A 17,883-nucleotide genomic window follows, 5' to 3' on the forward strand; every position below is an offset into this window, starting at 1 on the left:
GACAGTTTTGGCTGTCACTTTACGCTGACTTACAACCTGCTCCTGGGAGGGCCGCCGTGGATACCATCGCAGTCCTGCTGAAGGCCCCGGAAGACCTCGTGCTGAGCCGCCTCACGCTCACGCCGCCGGGTGATGACGACATTGTCGTCGCCGTGGAATGGAGCGGCATCAGCACCGGAACCGAACGCCTGCTGTGGTCGGGGCGCATGCCGCACTTCCCAGGCATGGGGTACCCGCTGGTGCCGGGTTATGAGTCGGTCGGACGTGTTGTCTCGGCGGGTAGCCAGGCGATCCGCAGGCCCGGTGAGCGCGTCTTCGTGGCCGGCGCGCGCTGCTTCGGCGATGTGCGCGGCTTGTTCGGCGGCGCCGCAGCGCGGCTTGTCGTGCCCGACAAGCGGGCGGTCCTGCTGGACGAAGCGACCGGGTCCGAGGGCGTCCTGCTCGCGCTGGCCGCGACCGCGTGGCATGCGATGGCAGCACCCAACGCGGCCCTGCCGGATCTGATCGTCGGGCATGGTGTGCTCGGCCGCTTGCTGGCCCGCATCGCAGTGCTCAAGGGCGGCGCGCCGGTGGTTTGGGAGCGCGACGCCGCGCGGCGCGACGGCGCGCGCGGCTACGAGGTGATCGATCCCGACGCCGATGCGCGGCGCGACTACCGCAGCATCTACGACGTGAGCGGCGACAGCGGCATCATCGATCTGCTGGTCCAGCGCATGGCACCGGGCGGAGAGATCGTGCTCGCTGGCTTCTACAGCGACCGCATCGGCTTCTCGTTTCCTCCCGCCTTCATGCGGGAGGCACGCATCCGCATCGCCGCCGAATGGCAGGAAGCGGATCTGCGCGCGACGCGCGACGTGATCGCCAATGGTGATCTGCGGCTCGATGGCCTGGTGACGCACCAGGAGGCAGCCGAGCGCGCCCCCCAGGCCTACGCGCAGGCCTTCACCGACCCGGCCTGCCTCAAGATGGTCCTCGACTGGAGAGACTGCGCATGAACGCCCCGACCGATTTCTCGCCCGCTGCCGACCAGGCCGCCTCGCTGCGTGCCGAAGCCGCCATCGAACCCGATCCCGTGCATGTGGGTGAGGTGAAGAAGGAGGCGCAGGTCATCGCCATCTATGGCAAGGGCGGCATCGGCAAGTCGTTCACGCTGGCGAACCTGTCCTACATGATGGCGCAGCAGGGCAAGCGCGTGCTGCTGATCGGCTGCGACCCGAAGTCTGACACAACCTCGCTGTTGTTCGGTGGGCGGTCCTGCCCGACCATCATCGAGACCTCGTCGAAGAAGAAGCTCGCCGGCGAGCAGGTCGCGATCGGCGATGTCTGCTTCAAGCGCGATGGCGTCTTTGCGATGGAACTCGGCGGACCGGAAGTGGGACGCGGCTGCGGCGGACGCGGCATCATCCACGGCTTCGAGCTGCTGGAGAAGCTGGGCTTCCACCAGTGGGACTTCGACTACGTGCTGCTCGACTTCCTGGGCGACGTGGTGTGCGGTGGCTTCGGCCTGCCGATCGCCCGTGACATGTGCCAGAAGGTCATCGTCGTCGGGTCGAACGACCTGCAGTCGTTGTACGTCGCGAACAACGTCTGCTCGGCGGTGGAATACTTCCGCAAGCTGGGCGGCAATGTCGGCGTGGCCGGCATGGTCGTGAACAAGGATGACGGCACGGGCGAGGCCGCGGCCTTCGCCGCCGCCGCCGGCATCCCGGTGCTCGCTGCCATCCCGCAGGACGACGACATCCGTCGCAAGAGCGCGAACTACGAGATCATCGGCACGCCCGACAGCCAATGGGGCCCGCTGTTCCAGGCGCTGGGCGTGCAGGTGGCGGAGGCGCCGCCGCTGCGCCCGAAGCCCCTGACACACGACGAGCTGCTCGGCCTGTTCAAGGGCGAGGCGGTCGGTCGCGGTGTGGTGCTGAACCCGGCGACCATGGAAGACATGTGCGGCGCCGAGGTGATCACCAAGCCGTCGCTCGAAGTGGTCTACGAGGGCGCCTGAGCGATGGATGCGCTCCCTCCTGTCGGGCCTCCCGCTGCCAGTGACGGCGGCTGCCACGGTGGTCGCGAGACCATGCTGGAAGCCGCGCGTGCCGCCGGGAAGGGTGAGGCGATGGAACGCCTCGCCGCCGACTATCCGAAGGGTCCGCACGACCAGCCGCAATCCATGTGCCCGGCCTTCGGGTCGTTGCGCGTCGGCCTGCGGATGAAGCGGGTGGCGACGATCCTCTCGGGCAGCGCGTGTTGCGTCTATGGCTTGACCTTCACCAGCCATTTCTACGGCGCGAAGCGGACCGTGGGCTACGTGCCCTTCAATTCCGAGACGCTGGTCACGGGCAAGCTGTTCGAGGACATCCGCGACGCTGTGCACGCCACCGCGCGGCCCGAGGATTACGACGCGGTCGTCATCACGAACCTCTGTGTGCCGACGGCGTCAGGCGTGCCGCTGGAGTTGCTGCCGAAGCAGATCAACGGCGTGCGGATCATCGGCATCGACGTGCCGGGCTTCGGCGTTCCGACACATGCGGAAGCCAAGGACGTGCTGGCCGGCGCGATGCTGCGCTACGCGCGCAACGAGGCCGAAGCCGGCGCCGTGGCGCGCCCGCGCAACCTGGTCGAGGGCGAACCGACCGTCTCGCTGATCGGCGAGATGTTCCCCGGCGATCCGCCAGGTGTCGGCGCGATGCTGGCTGCCATGGGGCTGTCGCTGGCGCCGTCCACGCCATGCCGGGAATGGCGCGACCTGTATGCGGCGCTCGACTGCGTGGTCGCCGCCGCGGTTCATCCTTTCTACACGGCGAGCATCCGCGAATTCAAAGCCGCGGGGCGTCCGGTGGTGGGGTCCGGCCCGGTCGGAGTCGATGGCACGGCTGCCTGGCTGGACGCGATCGGCGGTGCGGCCGGCTTGCCGCAAGCGAAGATCGATGGCGCGAAGCAGCGTTTCCTGCCGGCCATCGCTGGTGCGCTGGCCGCGGCTCCGGTGAAGGCCCGCGTGACGGTCTCCGGCTATGAAGGTTCGGAACTCCTGGTCGCGCGGCTGCTGGTCGAGGCTGGTGCGGAGGTGCCCTATGTCGGCACCGCGTGTCCGCGCACCGAATGGAGCAATGCCGACCGTGAATGGCTCGAGGCTCGCGGGGTGCATGTGCAGTACCGCGCCTCGCTCGAGCAGGATCTCGCGGCGATGAAGGATGTGCGCCCGGACCTGGCGCTCGGAACGACGCCGCTCGTGCAGAAGGCCAAGGAGCTCGGCATCCCCGCGCTCTACTTCACCAATATGGTGAGCGCGCGTCCGTTGTTCGGACCTGCCGGGGCGGCCTCGCTCGCGGGGATTGTCGCGGCGCAGACCGGGCAACGCGAACGCATGTCACGGATGGTCGGCTTCTTCGACGGGGTCGGTACGCCGGACGGTGCAGGCTACGGCTTCCGCGAGAAGCCTTCCGATCCGCCAGGTTTCCGGGAGCGCCAGCGCAAGCTGCGCGCTGCGAAGGCCAAGGCCGAAGAAGCGGTGGGGACCTGACGATGCTTGTCCTCGATCACGATCGGGCAGGGGGCTACTGGGGTGCCGTCTACGCCTTCTCCGCCGTACGCGGGCTGCGCGTGATCATCGACGGACCCGTCGGTTGCGAGAACCTGCCGGTGACGGCGGTGCTGCACTACACCGATGCGCTGCCGCCACATGAATTGCCGATTGTGGTCACGGGCCTTGATGAAGGCGCGCTGTCGCAGACCGGCACCGAAGGGCCGATGAAGCGCGCCGCCGCCACGCAGGACCCCGACCTGCCCGCGGTGGTGGTGACGGGGTCTATCGCCGAGATGATCGGCGGTGGTGTCACGCCGCAGGGGTCGAACCTGCAGCGCTTCATCCCGCGCACGATCGACGAGGACCAGTGGCAGTCCGCCGACCGGGCCATCAACTGGCTCTGGACCGAATTCGGATCGAAGCGCGGCAAGATCAAGCCGCGTGTGCGCAAGGATGGTGAGAAGCCGCGCGTCAACATCATCGGGCCGATCTACGGCACCTTCAACATGCCCTCCGACCTCGCGGAGATCCGAAGGCTGGTCGAAGGCATCGGCTGCGAGATCAACCTGGTCTTCCCGCTCGGCAGCCATGTCGAGGATATCGGCAAGCTGCCGGACGCCGACGTGAACATCTGCATGTACCGAGAATTCGGGCGGCGGCTGTGCGAGACGCTGGAACGCCCGTACCTCATGGCGCCCTTCGGCATCTTCGCCACCACGAATTTCCTCCGCAAGCTCGGTGAACTGACCGGCCTCGACCCCGAGCCCTTCATCGAGCGCGAGAAGCACACCACCATCAAGCCGATCTGGGACTTGTGGCGTTCGGTCACACAGGACTTCTTCGCCACCGCCGCCTTCGGCGTACACGCGACAGAAACCTACACCCGCGGCCTGACGCGCTTCCTGTCGGACGAGATGGGCGTGCCCTGCGCCTTCTCCTTCGCGCGCAAGCCCGGCGAGAAGCCCGATAACCAGGCGGTCCGCGACGCCATCAAGGCGAAGCCGCCGCTCGTGATCTTCGGGTCCTTCAACGAACGGATGTACGCGCAGGAAGCGGGCTGCCGCGCCGCCTACATCCCGGCATCCTTCCCTGGCGCGATCATTCGCCGCGCCACCGGCACTCCGTTCATGGGTTACGCCGGCGCGACCTATGTCGTGCAGGAATACTGCAACGCGTTGTTCGACGCGCTGTTCCACATCCTCCCGCTCGCGACCGAGATGGACAAGGTCGAGCCGACGCCGGCCCGCCCTGCCGAACGCTGGGAGCCGGAGGCCGTCGCGCTGCTCGACCGTATGGTCGAGAGCGAGCCCTTCCTGCTGCGCATCTCGGCCGCGAAGCGCCTGCGCGAACGCATCGAACGTGAAGCGCGTGCGGCGCAGGAAGATCGCGTCACCGCCGGGCGCGTGGCGCTCAGTCTTGAATTGGAGGGCGTGTGATGACCCACGCCAGCCCGAATGCATCGCGCCGCCCCGCACAGGGCCGCGCCACCAATCGACGAGGGCGGTTCGCCGTCCGATCGATCCTAGCCGCGCGGGAAGTGCGCGGTAACCGCCGAAAGGCGACGCTGGAGGTCTCACAATGACCGAAGCACGCACGCGTCTCACGGAGGAGCAGGCCCGCGAGGTCCATTCCCTGGTTGTCCAGGGTTGGGTCTTCGCGGTCTTCGCCTCCATGGGCGCGCATATCCTTGTCTGGCTCTGGAGGCCCCTGGTCTACACTGGCCAGATGGTTCCGCCCGACTGGCGCTTCTTCTGAAGCCGAACGGGAAAGGAAAATAGAACATGCATAAGATCTGGATGGTGATCGACGCGCGTCGCGTGGGTTTCCTCGGCGCGGCCGGTGTCATGGCCGTGGCGACGATCCTGCACTTCGTGGTCATGAGCTCGCCGCGTTACTGCGACCATTGGGGCTGGTGCGCGACGTCGCCCACCTTCGTCCCGGGCCAGCGCGTCGGCGGCTGATACCCGCAAACCACGCCGCTCTGCGGCGGACTGGGCGAGGCCTCGCACGGGGCCTCGCCCGCACACCCGAAGAAGGCCGTGACCGGACGGCGGGACGCATCCGCCCGAGGGAGGAGTTGAAGCGATGGCCATGCTGAGTTTTGAACGCAAGTACCGCGTCCGCGGTGGCACACTGATCGGCGGCGATCTGTTCGACTTCTGGGTCGGGCCGTTCTGGGTCGGGTTCTTCGGCGTGACCACGATCTTCTTCACGATCGTCGGCACGGCGCTGATCCTGATGGGGGCTGCGATCCAGGGCACCTGGAACCCGTGGCTGATCAACATCGCCCCGCCCGATCTCTCCTACGGCTTGCGCCTGGCGCCGATGCGCGAAGGTGGGCTGTGGCAGATGATCACGATCTGCGCGATCGGCGCCTTTGTCTCCTGGGCGTTGCGCCAGGCGGAGATCAGCCGAAAGCTCGGCATGGGCTACCATATCCCGATCGCCTACGGCGTCGCGGTCTTCGCCTACATCACGCTGGTGGTGATCCGCCCCGTGCTGATGGGTGCCTGGGGCCACGGCTTTCCGTACGGGATCTGGAGCCACCTCGATTGGGTGTCGAACGTCGGCTACCAGTACCTGCACTTCCACTACAACCCGGCGCACATGATCGCGGTGTCGTTCTTCTTCACGACGACCTTCGCGCTGTCGCTGCATGGCGGCCTGGTGCTGTCAGCCTTGAACCCGCCGGAAGGCGAACCGGTCAAGGCGCCTGAGCACGAGAACACCTTCTTCCGCGACTTCATCGGCTACTCGATCGGCACGCTGGGCATTCACCGCCTGGGGCTGTTCCTCGCGCTCTCCGCCGGGTTCTGGAGCGCGGTGTGCATCGTCATCAGCGGTCCTTTCTGGACGCGGGGCTGGCCCGAATGGTGGGGCTGGTGGCTGAACCTGCCGATCTGGAACTGACGGGAAGGAAAGGGCAGACACCATGGCCGAATACCAAAACATCTTCACCCGGGTGCAGGTCCGCGGACCAACACCCTACCCGGGCATCCCGCTCGGTCCCGATAACGACGCCCGCGACGGCAAGCCGACGGAAGTTCACCTGTTCGGCCGGCTGGGCGATGCGCAGATCGGGCCGATCTACCTTGGCTACACCGGCATCCTGTCGCTGCTGTTCGGGTTCATCGCCTTCGAGATCATCGGCCTGAACATGCTGGCCTCGGTGAACTGGAACCCGGTGCAGTTCGTCCGCCAGCTGTTCTGGCTGGCACTCGAACCGCCTGGCCCGCAGCACGGTCTGCGCTTCCCGCCGATGCGCGAAGGCGGCTGGTGGCTGGTCGCCGGCTTCTTCCTGACGCTGTCGATCCTGCTGTGGTGGGTGCGCACCTATCGCCGCGCACGTGCCCTCGGCATGGGCACGCATGTGGCCTGGGCCTTCGCCGCTGCCATCTGGCTGTACCTGGTGCTCGGTTTCATCCGCCCGATCGCCATGGGCTCCTGGAGCGAGGCGGTGCCCTTCGGCATCTTCCCGCACCTCGACTGGACCGCGGCCTTCTCCATCCGGTACGGGAACCTGTTCTACAACCCGTTCCACGCGCTCAGCATCGTCTTCCTCTACGGTTCGACCCTGCTGTTTGCGATGCATGGTGCCACGATCCTCGCGTTGGGCCGCTACGGCGGCGAGCGTGAGATCGAACTGACGCTGAACCGCGGCACCGCAGCCGAACGCGGTGGCCTGTTCTGGCGCTGGACGATGGGCTTCAACGCCACCTTCGAGAGCATCCATCGCTGGGCCTGGTGGTTTGCCGTGCTCTGCCCCATCGCGGGCGGCATCGGGATCCTGCTGACCGGCACCGTGGTCGACAATTGGTACATCTGGGCCGTCGATCGCCACTTCGCCCCTGCCTACCCGACGCCGTGGCCGGCGACGGTCGATCCTTCCATCACGCAGGGAGCGGCGCGATGAGCACCTTCAACCTCAAGGTGGGCGCCGCCGTCGGCGCCCTCGTCCTCGCGGCGATCCTGGTGCCAACCTTCGAACGGCCTCCGGTGGTATCCGTGCAGAACGGCTTCCGCGGCACGGGCATGGTCCAGGTGGTGAACCCGCGGCTGCGTGCGCCGATCATCGCGGCGAACCAGGTGCCCGAAGCGCCGGAGGCGGCCGACAATGACGGCGACCGCGCCAGCACGATCTACCAGAACGTCCAGCTGCTGGGCGACCTGTCGAACGCCCAGTTCCTGCGCATCATGCAGGCGATGACGGAGTGGGTGGTCCCGCAGGAGGTGCGCGACGCCGGCAATGGCTGCGCCTACTGCCACAATGTCGAGAACATGGCCTCGGACGAGGTCTACACGAAGGTGGTCTCGCGCCGGATGCTGCAGATGGTGCGTACCATCAACAACCATCCGCATGTGGGGCAGACCGGTGTCACCTGCTACACCTGCCACCGCGGCCGGCCCGTGCCTGCCGAGGTGTGGTCCACGCCGATGCTGCCCACGCACGGGCTGCAGGCGCAGACTGGCCAGAACCGCGTCTCGCCGGCAGCGGGGTCTTCCTCGATGCCGGTCGATCCCTACTCGCCCTACCTGCTGGGGGACCAGAACATCCGCGTGATCAGCCAGACTTCGCTGCCGCGGTACAACACCACCAGCATCCAGCAGACCGAAGGCACCTACGCGCTGATGATGCACATGTCCTCGAGCCTCGGGGCCAATTGCACCTTCTGTCACAACAGCCGTTCCTTCGCGAACTGGGATGGCAGCCCCCCGCAGCGCGCGACTGCCTGGCACGGCATCCGAATGGTGCGCGAGGTGAACACCTCCTACATCGTGCCGCTCACGCCGCTTTGGGCGGCCCATCCGAACGGCCCGCCGGAAGCCGGGCCGCGCGTGGCTCGCCTTGGTCCGACGGGCGACGCTCTCAAGGTCAATTGTGCGACTTGCCATCGGGGTCTGAACCGCCCGCTCAACGGCGCCCCGATGCTCCAGGACTATCCCGAACTGCGTGCAATCAGCGGCGGACCTGCCAGGTCGGCAGCTCTCGTTCCGCAGTGATTACGGCGGCGGCGCCACTCCCCGGTCGCCGCCGGGGATAGGTAGGGGGAGCGGCATTGTCCGCTCCCCCCTTTTTTTCTTCCGGAGGGTTGCGGCATGGCACGCGACGGCAACGAGACACCACGCGACGGCCGGCCGCATGCGGTGGTGATCGGCTCCGGCTTCGGTGGCCTCGCCGCCGCGATCCGGCTCGGCGCCCGCGGCTGGCGCGTGACGGTGCTTGAAAAGCTCGATGCCCCCGGCGGGCGCGCCTATGTGTTCCGCCAGGACGGCTTCACCTTCGATGCCGGCCCCACCATCATCACCGCGCCCTACCTGCTCGAGGAACTCTGGACGCTGGCAGGGCGGCGCCTGTCCGACGATGTCGACCTGCGCGAGATGAACCCGTTCTATTTCATCCGCTTCGACGACGGCACCGTCATGCGCTGTTCTGCCGACCTCGAGGCCACGCGCGCCGAGATCCGCCGCATCGCGCCCGAGGACCTCGCCGGCTTCGAGCGCTTCATCCTCGAGAGCGAGAAGATCTACAAGGTCGCCTTCGAGGAACTTGCCGATCGCCCCTTCCACCGCTTCGGCACGCTGCTGAAGGCCGCGCCGGACATGATCCGGCTGCAGGGGTACCGAACCGTCTATTCGCGGGTCAGCGACTACTTCAGCAACGAGAAGCTGCGCATCGCCTTCTCCTTTCATCCGCTGCTGATCGGCGGCAATCCGCTGACCACCACGGCCTATTACTGCCTGATCGCGCATCTCGAGCGCATGCACGGCGTGCACTACGCGATGGGCGGCATGGGTTCACTGGTGACCGGCATGGCCGGGCTGATCGACCGGCTCGGTGGCACGCTGCGCTGCAATGCCGAGGTGGCGCGGATCGAGGTTGCCGACGGACGCGCGACCGGCGTAACGCTCGCCTCGGGCGAACGCATCGACGCCGACATCGTCGTCTCCAACGCCGATGTCGCCTGGACCTATTCGAAGCTGCTCGGCCACCACAAGCGGCGCCGCTGGACCGACCGCAAGATCGCGCGCGCGCGCTATTCCATGAGCCTCTTTGTCTGGTACTTCGGCACCAGGCGTCGCTACGAGGACGTGTACCACCACACCATGGTGCTCGGCCCACGCTACGGCGAATTGCTGCGCGACATCTTCACCCGCAAGCGCCTCGCTGACGACTTCAGCCTCTATCTGCACCGCCCTTCGGCCACCGACCCGTCGCTGGCGCCGGAAGGCTGCGATTCCTTCTACGTGCTCGCACCCGTGCCGCATCTGGGCAGCGGTACCGACTGGGCGCGTCACGCCGAACCCTATCGCGCCGCCATCCAGAAGCGCCTGGAGGAGACCGTGCTGCCCGGCCTGGGCGATGCACTCGTGACCTCGCGCGTGATGACGCCGCAGGATTTTCGCGACCGGCTGCTCTCGGTCAACGGCGCGGCCTTCGCGCTGGAGCCGCAGCTGTTCCAGAGCGCCTGGTTCCGCCCGCACAATGTCAGCGAGGAAGTGACGAACCTGTTCCTGGTGGGTGCCGGCACACACCCGGGCGCGGGTGTGCCGGGGGTGATTTCCTCGGCCAAGCTGCTCGACCAGGTTGTGCCGGAAGGCGCGGCCTGGAACGCCGCGGCGGCCGCGCTGCGCTGAGCCATCGTCCGGTACCTCGGGGCACGCCCGCGGCGCGCGTCGCGGCCTGTCGCCACAACAGGTTGCGCGGTCCTGTTCGCAACGCAACGACCACGCGCGAACGACGATCGGGCCTGTTCCGTCGCAGCATCCGGCCGGCGCTATTCCGTCAGCGACCGACCTTCATGGCAATGACGGTCCGCCGGCGACCTGCGCGGTCCTCGAGAAGGCGCGCCGCCGCAAGCCGCCCCGACATCGTTGCCATCGGCACGCCGGGGCCGGGGTGGACCCCGCCGCCGGCCAGGTAGAGCCCCGCCACCGCGCTGCGCGCGCCAGGGCGTGCGAAGCTGCCATTGAAGCCATGCCCGAGCCGCCCGTACAGCGCGCCCCCGGTTGCGGGGAACAGCGCATCGAAGCCGGCGGGCGTCGTCGCGACGGCCGCGCCGTCCTCGCGCCGAATGGTCAGCCCGCAGTCGCGCAGCAGGGCAAAGGCGTGCCCGGCCACGACCTCGGTTGCCGTCGCGTCCATCGGGGCGCGGTCGCCATCGGGCGGGGCGTTCACCAGCACCAGCAGGCGTTCGCGCGCACCCGGGGCAGGGCGGTCGATGCCGCCGCGATCCTGCGCGCAGATATAGACGGTCGGGGTCGGGACGATCGCGCGGCGGCGGAAGATCGTCTCGAATTCCGCGCGATAGTCCTCGGCGAAGAAGACGTTGTGGTGATCGAGCGTGAAGCCCTCGGTCGGCGCATGTACGCACCAGGTCACGGCGGACAGGGTGCGCGCCTCGCGCGGCACGGGGTCCGTCGCGGGTCGCGCGGCATCGCCGAGCAGCCCCGCCGCAAGCGCATCCGGCGCGCCGTTGAACACCACGGCATCGGCCTCGATGCGTTCGCCATCGGCGAGGTCCACGCCCGTTGCGCGGCCACGCTCGACGCGAATGCGCTGCACCTGCGTGCCAAAGCGGAACACCGCACCCTGCGATTCCGCGAGGCCGCGCACGGCCTCCGCCACGCGGCGCATGCCCCCCTTCACGAGCCAGACGCCCTCCTGCTCGACATGCGCGATCAGCATCAGCGTGGCCGGTGCCAGGAAGGGCGAGCAGCCGACATAGGTCGCGTAGCGCGCGAACAATTGCCGCAGCCGCTGGTCTGCGAAGTGTTCTCCCAGCGCGTTCCACAGCGTCGCGAAAGGCGAGGTGCGCACCAGGCTGTCCACATGCGCGAAGCCGATGCGTCGCACCAGGTCGAATTGCGAGGGGCGTTCGGAGGCAATGAAGGGCCCGACCAGCGTGCGGTAGATGCCCTGCGCGCGCGTGCAGAAGGCGCGGTAGGCCGCTGCCTCGCGCGCGCCGGCGAAGTCGCCGATCGCCTCGGCCGAACGCCCGACGTCGGCGAACAGGTCGAGCCGGCCGCCGCGGCGCCAGGCGTGCCGTGCGAGGATGTCCGCCTTGTGCAGGGTCAGGTGATCCTCGACCCGCTGCCCGGCATCGCCGAACAGCCCGTCGAAGATCCATTTCATTGTGAAGACCGTGGGGCCGCCATCGATGCCGACGTCATCCACCTCGATGCGGCGCATCTTGCCGCCGGGCGCGTCGGCGCGGTCCAGCACCGTCACGCGCGCACCGCGCCGCGCCAGGTCGGCCGCGGCCGCGAGCCCGCCCATGCCCGCGCCGACCACGATGACGCGCGGCTCGGGCATGGCGCCTCAGGCAGGGACGGCGCGGCGAGCGGCGAATTGCCGATCCACCGCGCGCCAGTGCCACAGGATGATGCCGATGCCCGTCGCGCAGGGAATCGCCCACATGATGGGATGCAGCGCCAGTTCGGGCAGGACGCGCACCGACCCGAAGGCCATGAAGGCCGTGTAGACCGAGATGCCAGCCCCGACCAACGCCTTCACGTGTTCCTTCAACCAGTAGGTCGGGCCTGGCGAGGCGGCCCAGAGGAAGCGCAGGTTCGTCACCACCGTCGCGACGCCCACCACCGCAATGCCGTACATCAGCGGCTGCGCGATCAGCCATCCCTGCAGCGCGCAGTTCAGCGAGGCGATCAGCAGCAGGTATTGCAGCGCGATGTTGAGCGGCGTGCGGTTGCGCTCATGCGCACCGCGCTTGTTCAGCACCGCGAGCCAGCCATACCAGGCGAGGTTCACCGTCAGCAGCCCCGTGGTCAGCATCATCCAGCCAAAGATGCCGCGCAGGAAGGCGTCGTCGAAGCGCCCCTCGAGATGCGGATGCGTACCGATTGGGTCTATCAGCGTCAGGCTCGCCATGCACATCGCGAGGCACCCGGTGATCAGCATGCAGCGGTTAAAGAGCCGCCCCCACCAGCGGTGATTGGCACCGCCCTTGCGCCCAATCACCGGGACCCAGAAGGCGATCGCGCCGGTCGCGCCCGTCACGATGTGGGCGGCAACCAGGCTATGGAACAGGAGCAGTTCCATCCTCGATGGCCCTCGCGCTACTGCCCGACAATCGACCTTGACAGATGGTGCTGTCAAGCAAACCAATGGCGGCGCTGCAAGGGATACGGGCAGGTCGTGAAGCGACCCGACACTGGCGCGAAAGCGCATCGGCCATGAGCGCCGCATTCATGGACAGCGTTGCGCCATGGGCGCCCTTCGAACCGCCGCATCCGCGGTCGTTGCCGGCCGTGGTCGCGCTGATTCGCGCGATGCTGGAAGGCGAGGGCAACCTGCTCGGCCTCCTGCCGGCACAGGCGTACCGCATGCCGATCGGCCCGCTGGGGTGGTCGCGACGATCGACCATCATCGTGAACCGGCCGGATCTGGTGCGCCACGTGCTTTCGGATCCCGAAGGGATCTATCCGAAATCAGACCTGATGGTGGAGGCGCTGGACCCGCTGATCGGCGATTCGATCTTCGTCTCCTCCGGTGACACCTGGCGGCGCCAGCGCGAAATGATCGATCCCGCGCTGACCATGATGCGCGTGAACCGTGCCTTTCCCGCCATGGAGGCCGGCGCGGCCGCCACCGAGGAGACGCTGGCGCGGGCGGACAAGCCCATCTCGCTCGACCTGATGATGAGCCACCTCACGGCCGACATCATCTGCCGCACGGTCTTCTCCACCAGCCTGGAGAGCCAGGTCGCGCACGAGGTGTTCGACGCCTTCACCGACTTCGAACGCTCGGTCGCGCAGGTGGAGATCCGGCGCCTCATCATGGACCGCGCCTGGACGCGCATTCCGCAGAAGCAACATGTGCTCGACGCCTGCACGCTGATCCGCGGCCATCTGGGCGCGCTGCTGGACACGCATCTCGAAGCCGGCGCGTCCTTCGACGACATCTGCGCCGCGGTGATCGAGGCGCGCGACATCGAGGGCCGCGCCTTCACGCGCAAGGAACTGATTGACCAGCTCGGCGTGCTGTTCCTCGCGGGGCACGAGACCAGCGCCAGCGCGCTGACCTGGGTGTTCTTCATCCTGGCCACGCAGCCCGCGCTGGTCGCACGCCTGCGCGCGGAGGTGCAGGCCGTCTGTGGCGACGGCCCTGTCACCTTCGAGCAGACGCGCCGGATGCCCTTCATCCGCAATGTTTTCCGCGAGACGCTCCGGCTGTATCCGCCCATCACCTTCCTGCCGCGCGTGGCGAACGAGGCGACCTCGCTCGATGGGTACCGCATCAGGCGCGGCGCGCTGGTCATGGTCGCACCCTGGGTGTTGCACCGGCACCAATCCTACTGGCGCAACCCACATCTGTTCGACCCGGACCGCTTCGACCGCGAGGCCGAGATGACCGCGGGCGCCTATATCCCTTTCGGCATCGGCCCGCGCGTATGCGCCGGCGCCGCCTTCGCGCAGGTCGAAGCCGTGCTGTTGGTCGCGCGCCTGTTCCGCCGCTTCGACTTCCATGTCGCGGCACCCGAGGCGGTGCGCCCAGCCGCGCGGCTGACGACCCGCCCGGTCGGGCAGATCATGGTCACCGTGACGCCGGCGCGATGAACACGGTCCTGCTGACGCTCGGTCGGCTGCCCAAGGCGCTCGACCTGGCGCGCGCCTTCCATGCCGCCGGCTGGCGCGTGGTGGTGGCGGAACCGTTCAGGCGTCATCTCGTCGGCGCGTCGAACACGGTGGCGCGCAGCGTGCAGGTCACGGCGCCGGCGCAGGATCGGGAGACCTATCTCTCGGACCTGCTGCGCGTCGTTGCCGAGGAGGATGTAGACCTGGTCGTGCCGGTCTCGGAGGAGATCGTGCATGTCGCGGCGCTGCATGGCCGCGTACCGGCGCGTACGCGGATCTTCGCCATGCCGCAGGAGGCGGTGCTGGCCGCCCACGACAAGGGCCGCTTTGCCGCGCAATCGGCATCCTGGGGATTATCGGTGCCTGCCACGCATCCGCTCGGCAGTGCCGAGGCCGAGGCGCTCGCGCAGCAGCAGGACGTGGTGGTGAAGCCGCTGCATGCGTGTTCGGGGCGAGGCGTGCGCATCATCACGCGCGGTGCGGCGCTGCCTGCGCCCGAGACGCCCGCCATCGTACAGGCCCGCATCCTGGGCCACGAGCGTAGCACCTGTTCGCTGGCCCATGACGGCGTGGTCAGCGGCACCGTCGTCTACCAGGGCGTGATGCAGTCGGGCTCGGTCAGCATCGCGTTCAAACGGGTAGACGACCCGCTGATCGAAGCCTTCGTGCGCGGCTACGCCGCCGCGACGCGCTGGACGGGCTTCCTGTCCTTCGACTTCATGCTGGACGAGACGGGCCATCCCTTCGCGATCGAGTGCAACCCGCGCACCACCAGCGGCCTGCACTTCTTCGGTACCGACGACATCGCGCGCGCCGTGGTCGACCCCGCGCATCCACTGCGCCACCGCCCCGAGACCCGCCTGCAGCAATTCTATTCCTGCCTGACCGAGACGCAGCTCTCGCTGTTCCGTGGCGGTGGCTTCCTGCCCAAGCTGCGCGCGCTGGTCACGACGCGCGACGTGACCTGGAGCGCGCGCGACCCCATGCCCTTCCTGACCATGACATACACGACCTGGCCGATCATCCGCGCCGCCATGGCGCAGCGCGCGACTTTCGGGGAGGTCGCGACGCTCGATGTCGGCTGGCGCGCCGAGCACGCCCTCAGCGCAGCGTCCGCGGCACCCTGAAGGGCAGCATTGAATACAGGATCGGCGAGCGGAAGCGCTTGAGGTTCAGATATTCATGCACCGCCGTCGCATTCTGCCCGAGCAGGCGCGTGCGGATCTCCGACCGGGAATAGAAGGGCGCATCGACCAGCGTGCGCGTGGCGGTCGCCTGGCCGCCCTCCGCGCGCGTCGGGCGCGGCAGGCGCCATAGCGTTTGCGTCATGCTGGCCGGCGGTGGCGGTTCGAAATCCTCGACGCTGCCGTCGCGGCCGACACGCAGCGCCAGGGATTGCGACGTGCCGTCGCGACGCGTGGCGTTGTAGAGCACCGCCGTTGCGTCGGGCATCGGCGCGCGGCACCAGTCCCACTCCGCGAAGTCGTCCTCGAGCGGTGCGGTCCCGCTGTTGGTGTCGAAATAGGCCGGGCCTGACCAGGTTAGTGACGGGTGCGCAAGCGTCACCTCCACCCGCGCGCGCGCCGCGATCGGCTGCCAACGGTGCCGGCCGGCGCCGTCCAGCACGAAGGCGCGGTCCGACACCGCATCGGGCAGCACCCGCACCTGGCCCGCCAAGCGCGAAGGGATCGGCGCCGTCACTTCCTCGATGTCGATGGTCAGCGCCGTGCCGTCCCAGCGCAGCGCCGACGGGCCGATCGCCAACGTATCCGCGTCGCGCGTCAGGGCCGAGGCGCGCCGGTCCGTCATCGCCCAGCGCTTCGGCGTGCCATACAGTGCGACATTCACGCAGCAATGCTCAGCGGGATCGACCTCGCCGCGGCGATGCGCCCAGGCATACCAGGGCGAGAAGACCGTGCCGATGAAGGCGATGATGGTGATGCCATGCGCGCCATCATCCGACAGCGCGTCGACATACCACCACCGATACCCGCGCGAGGAGACGGGCCGGTCGAAGGACCAGGGACGATCGCTCACGCCGCCTCCGCCGCGGGCAGGGCCGCACGACCACGAATGAAGTCGGACGCCTTCTCGGCGATCATCATCGTGGTCGCGTAGGTGTTCGCGGATGGCATGGACGGCATGATCGACGCATCGACAACGCGCAGCGCCTCGAGCCCATGAACCTGCAGCCGGTCGTTCACAACGGACGTCTTGTCTGTCTCCGGCCCCATGCGGCAGGTGCCGATCAGGTGATACGTCGTCGTCCCGTTGCGGTAGGCGAAGTCGAGCAGTTCGTCGTCCGTCTGCGCATCTGGGCCCGGCAGGACCTCGCCTTCCAGCAGGCGCATCATCTGCGGCGTCTGCAGCAGGCGGCGCATCAAGCGCATGCCGCCCAGGTGGACGCGCCGGTCGTTCTCGTCGCTCAGGTAGTTGGGCTGGATGTCCGGGTCCTCGAAGACGTCGGCGGATTTCGAGCGCACCCAGCCGATGCTCTCGGGCCGGTGCTGCCAGGTGCCCGCCGAGCAGCCAGGATAGTCGTCGAGCACGTAGGTCTTGCCCGCGGCATAGGACCCCGGGGTGAAGACCCCCTGCAAGTCGGGTTCGTCCAGACCCTCGAAGGATTTCCAGAACAGGTGCACATGCGATGGCGAGGTGGCGAGGATGTTCGGTTTGCCCATCGCCCAGCGCGCCACCTGCTTCACCAGCTTGAAGCCGCGCGCGAGTTCGTTGAGCGTTTCCACGCCGGGCTTGGCACGCATCACGAAGCGGGATGCGTAGTGATCGCGGAAATTCTCGCCCACCGGCAATTCATGGAAGACCGGTACGTTGATGCGCGCGAGGGTCGAAGCGGGGCCGATGCCCGAGACCTGCAGCAGCCGCGCGGTATTGGCCGTGCCCGCGGAGACGATCACTTCGCGCCGCGCGCGCACCTCGACCGGCGTGCCGCCGCGCTCGGTCAGGTAGCGCACGCCGACCGCGCGGCGGCCTTCAAAGACGATGCCGCAGGCGCGCGCATTGGTGCGCACCTCGAGCTCCTGGCGCGCCATTGCCGGATGCAGGAAGGCGCGCGCGGCCGAGACACGCCAGCCATTCTGGATCAGCCGCTGGTAGTAGCCCACGCCGGCCTGGTCGCCGCTGTTGTAGTCCGGCGCGCGCGGCACGCCGGCGGCGATGCAGCCTTCGATGAAGGCCTCGCTGAGCGGGTGGAACCAGTCCATGTCGGTGACCGGCAGCGCGCCGCCGCGCCCGCGGCGATCCTCGCGGCCATGGCCGACACGCTTTTCGGTGCGCATGTAGTAGGGCAGGCAATCCGCATAGCCCCAGCCGCGATTGCCGCGCTGTGCCCAGGCATTCAGGTCGTTCGGTTGGCCGCGGTTGTAGATCAGGCCGTTCACCGATGACGACCCGCCAAGGGTGCGTCCCTGCGTCGTCGCGATGCCGCGACCGCCGGTGCGTTCGGTGGGCGTGGTCTTGAACTGCCAGGTGACGGACGGGTCCACCAGCGTCTTGATGAAGCCTGCGGGCAGGTGGATGAAGAAGTTGCGGTCCGGCGGGCCGGCCTCGAGCACGCAGACCGTGACGCCGGGGTCCTCGGTCAGCCGCGCGGCCAGGATGGACCCCGCGGCGCCGGCGCCGACGATGACGTAGTCGAAGGTGTCGGGCGTGCTGGCCATGGCGGGCGGTCGGCTCCCTGGGGTTTCCGTTCCGGGCAGCCTAGGCGGGCGCGCCGTGTCCCGCCAGACTGCGCGCCGATTGTCCCGTTGGAGGAA

The 17,883-nt window shown here is 68.2% G+C and carries 16 protein-coding genes; 12 read left to right on the top strand and 4 right to left on the bottom strand.

The features are described 5' to 3' along the window. The first annotated feature begins 56 nt into the window (after nucleotides 1-56). From bchC to MWM08_RS11130, 10 genes are all read left to right on the top strand, one after another. A complete protein-coding gene (gene bchC / locus MWM08_RS11085) occupies nucleotides 57-995 on the top strand; it encodes a chlorophyll synthesis pathway protein BchC (RefSeq protein WP_244459501.1) in 939 nt (312 codons plus the stop codon). Next, a complete protein-coding gene (locus MWM08_RS11090; protein ID WP_244459502.1) occupies nucleotides 992-1,999 on the top strand; it encodes a chlorophyllide a reductase iron protein subunit X in 1,008 nt (335 codons plus the stop codon). The genes bchC and MWM08_RS11090 overlap by 4 nt, the downstream gene beginning before the upstream one ends. A gap of 72 nt (nucleotides 2,000-2,071) precedes the next feature. Then, complete coding sequence (gene bchY, locus MWM08_RS11095; protein WP_244459503.1) at nucleotides 2,072-3,514, top strand: chlorophyllide a reductase subunit Y; 1,443 nt, start codon at nucleotides 2,072-2,074, stop codon at nucleotides 3,512-3,514. A gap of 2 nt (nucleotides 3,515-3,516) precedes the next feature. Continuing rightward, on the top strand, nucleotides 3,517-4,953 hold the full coding sequence (gene bchZ / locus MWM08_RS11100; protein ID WP_244459504.1) for a chlorophyllide a reductase subunit Z: 1,437 nt from the start codon (nucleotides 3,517-3,519) through the stop codon (nucleotides 4,951-4,953). 142 nt (nucleotides 4,954-5,095) lie between these two features. Further along, the gene (locus MWM08_RS11105; RefSeq protein ID WP_244459505.1) at nucleotides 5,096-5,272 is read left to right on the top strand and encodes a light-harvesting protein; all 177 of its coding nucleotides are present in this window, start codon (nucleotides 5,096-5,098) and stop codon (nucleotides 5,270-5,272) included. Nucleotides 5,273-5,298: 26 nt separating this feature from the next. Beyond that, the gene (locus tag MWM08_RS11110; protein WP_198369332.1) at nucleotides 5,299-5,478 is read left to right on the top strand and encodes a light-harvesting protein; all 180 of its coding nucleotides are present in this window, start codon (nucleotides 5,299-5,301) and stop codon (nucleotides 5,476-5,478) included. 124 nt (nucleotides 5,479-5,602) lie between these two features. Beyond that, nucleotides 5,603-6,427, top strand: coding sequence for a photosynthetic reaction center subunit L (gene pufL, locus MWM08_RS11115; RefSeq protein WP_244459506.1), 825 nt, complete (start codon nucleotides 5,603-5,605; stop codon nucleotides 6,425-6,427). 22 nt (nucleotides 6,428-6,449) lie between these two features. Next, entirely contained in the window at nucleotides 6,450-7,430 is a 981-nt protein-coding gene (gene pufM / locus MWM08_RS11120) for a photosynthetic reaction center subunit M (protein ID WP_244459507.1), read from the top strand. Then, complete coding sequence (gene pufC, locus MWM08_RS11125) at nucleotides 7,427-8,518, top strand: photosynthetic reaction center cytochrome PufC (protein ID WP_244459508.1); 1,092 nt, start codon at nucleotides 7,427-7,429, stop codon at nucleotides 8,516-8,518. Before pufM ends, pufC begins: the two co-directional genes overlap by 4 nt. Before the next feature lie 96 nt (nucleotides 8,519-8,614). Next, the gene (locus MWM08_RS11130) at nucleotides 8,615-10,153 is read left to right on the top strand and encodes a phytoene desaturase (RefSeq protein WP_244459509.1); all 1,539 of its coding nucleotides are present in this window, start codon (nucleotides 8,615-8,617) and stop codon (nucleotides 10,151-10,153) included. Between the two features lie 148 nt (nucleotides 10,154-10,301). Here MWM08_RS11130 and crtD read toward each other — a convergent pair whose 3' ends face one another. Beyond that, entirely contained in the window at nucleotides 10,302-11,831 is a 1,530-nt protein-coding gene (crtD, locus tag MWM08_RS11135) for a 1-hydroxycarotenoid 3,4-desaturase CrtD (RefSeq protein WP_244459510.1), read from the bottom strand. A 6-nt stretch (nucleotides 11,832-11,837) separates the two neighbouring features. Further along, complete coding sequence (locus MWM08_RS11140) at nucleotides 11,838-12,575, bottom strand: hypothetical protein (RefSeq protein ID WP_244459511.1); 738 nt, start codon at nucleotides 12,573-12,575, stop codon at nucleotides 11,838-11,840. 134 nt (nucleotides 12,576-12,709) lie between these two features. On the opposite strand from MWM08_RS11140, the gene MWM08_RS11145 reads away from it, so the two are divergent. Continuing rightward, entirely contained in the window at nucleotides 12,710-14,092 is a 1,383-nt protein-coding gene (locus MWM08_RS11145; RefSeq protein WP_244459512.1) for a cytochrome P450, read from the top strand. After that, the gene (locus MWM08_RS11150) at nucleotides 14,089-15,237 is read left to right on the top strand and encodes an ATP-grasp domain-containing protein (protein WP_244459513.1); all 1,149 of its coding nucleotides are present in this window, start codon (nucleotides 14,089-14,091) and stop codon (nucleotides 15,235-15,237) included. The genes MWM08_RS11145 and MWM08_RS11150 overlap by 4 nt, the downstream gene beginning before the upstream one ends. On the opposite strand, the gene MWM08_RS11155 is transcribed toward MWM08_RS11150, so the two are convergent. After that, nucleotides 15,212-16,147: a carotenoid 1,2-hydratase gene (locus tag MWM08_RS11155; RefSeq protein ID WP_244459514.1), complete on the bottom strand. Its 936-nt coding sequence runs from the start codon at nucleotides 16,145-16,147 to the stop codon at nucleotides 15,212-15,214. The two genes, MWM08_RS11150 and MWM08_RS11155, sit on opposite strands and share 26 nt — an antisense overlap. Continuing rightward, the gene (locus MWM08_RS11160) at nucleotides 16,144-17,787 is read right to left on the bottom strand and encodes a GMC family oxidoreductase (RefSeq protein WP_244459515.1); all 1,644 of its coding nucleotides are present in this window, start codon (nucleotides 17,785-17,787) and stop codon (nucleotides 16,144-16,146) included. The genes MWM08_RS11155 and MWM08_RS11160 overlap by 4 nt, the downstream gene beginning before the upstream one ends. Nucleotides 17,788-17,883: the final 96 nt, after the last annotated feature.

Origin of the sequence: Roseomonas fluvialis, from assembly GCF_022846615.1 — a bacterium.
In the GTDB taxonomy this organism is placed as follows: Bacteria; Pseudomonadota; Alphaproteobacteria; order Acetobacterales; family Acetobacteraceae; genus Neoroseomonas; species Neoroseomonas fluvialis.

Bases quoted from the DNA above. Each gene is read 5' to 3' on its own strand.
- MWM08_RS11090 (WP_244459502.1), top strand. From the start codon at position 992: ATGAACGCCCCGACCGATTTCTCGCCCGCTGCCGACCAGGCCGCCTCG.
- bchY (WP_244459503.1), top strand. From the start codon at position 2,072: ATGCTGGAAGCCGCGCGTGCCGCCGGGAAGGGTGAGGCGATGGAACGC.
- bchZ (WP_244459504.1), top strand. From the start codon at position 3,517: ATGCTTGTCCTCGATCACGATCGGGCAGGGGGCTACTGGGGTGCCGTC.
- MWM08_RS11105 (WP_244459505.1), top strand. From the start codon at position 5,096: ATGACCGAAGCACGCACGCGTCTCACGGAGGAGCAGGCCCGCGAGGTC.
- MWM08_RS11110 (WP_198369332.1), top strand. From the start codon at position 5,299: ATGCATAAGATCTGGATGGTGATCGACGCGCGTCGCGTGGGTTTCCTC.
- pufL (WP_244459506.1), top strand. From the start codon at position 5,603: ATGGCCATGCTGAGTTTTGAACGCAAGTACCGCGTCCGCGGTGGCACA.
- pufM (WP_244459507.1), top strand. From the start codon at position 6,450: ATGGCCGAATACCAAAACATCTTCACCCGGGTGCAGGTCCGCGGACCA.
- pufC (WP_244459508.1), top strand. From the start codon at position 7,427: ATGAGCACCTTCAACCTCAAGGTGGGCGCCGCCGTCGGCGCCCTCGTC.
- MWM08_RS11130 (WP_244459509.1), top strand. From the start codon at position 8,615: ATGGCACGCGACGGCAACGAGACACCACGCGACGGCCGGCCGCATGCG.
- crtD (WP_244459510.1), bottom strand. From the start codon at position 11,831: ATGCCCGAGCCGCGCGTCATCGTGGTCGGCGCGGGCATGGGCGGGCTC.
- MWM08_RS11140 (WP_244459511.1), bottom strand. From the start codon at position 12,575: ATGGAACTGCTCCTGTTCCATAGCCTGGTTGCCGCCCACATCGTGACG.
- MWM08_RS11145 (WP_244459512.1), top strand. From the start codon at position 12,710: ATGAGCGCCGCATTCATGGACAGCGTTGCGCCATGGGCGCCCTTCGAA.
- MWM08_RS11150 (WP_244459513.1), top strand. From the start codon at position 14,089: ATGAACACGGTCCTGCTGACGCTCGGTCGGCTGCCCAAGGCGCTCGAC.
- MWM08_RS11160 (WP_244459515.1), bottom strand. From the start codon at position 17,787: ATGGCCAGCACGCCCGACACCTTCGACTACGTCATCGTCGGCGCCGGC.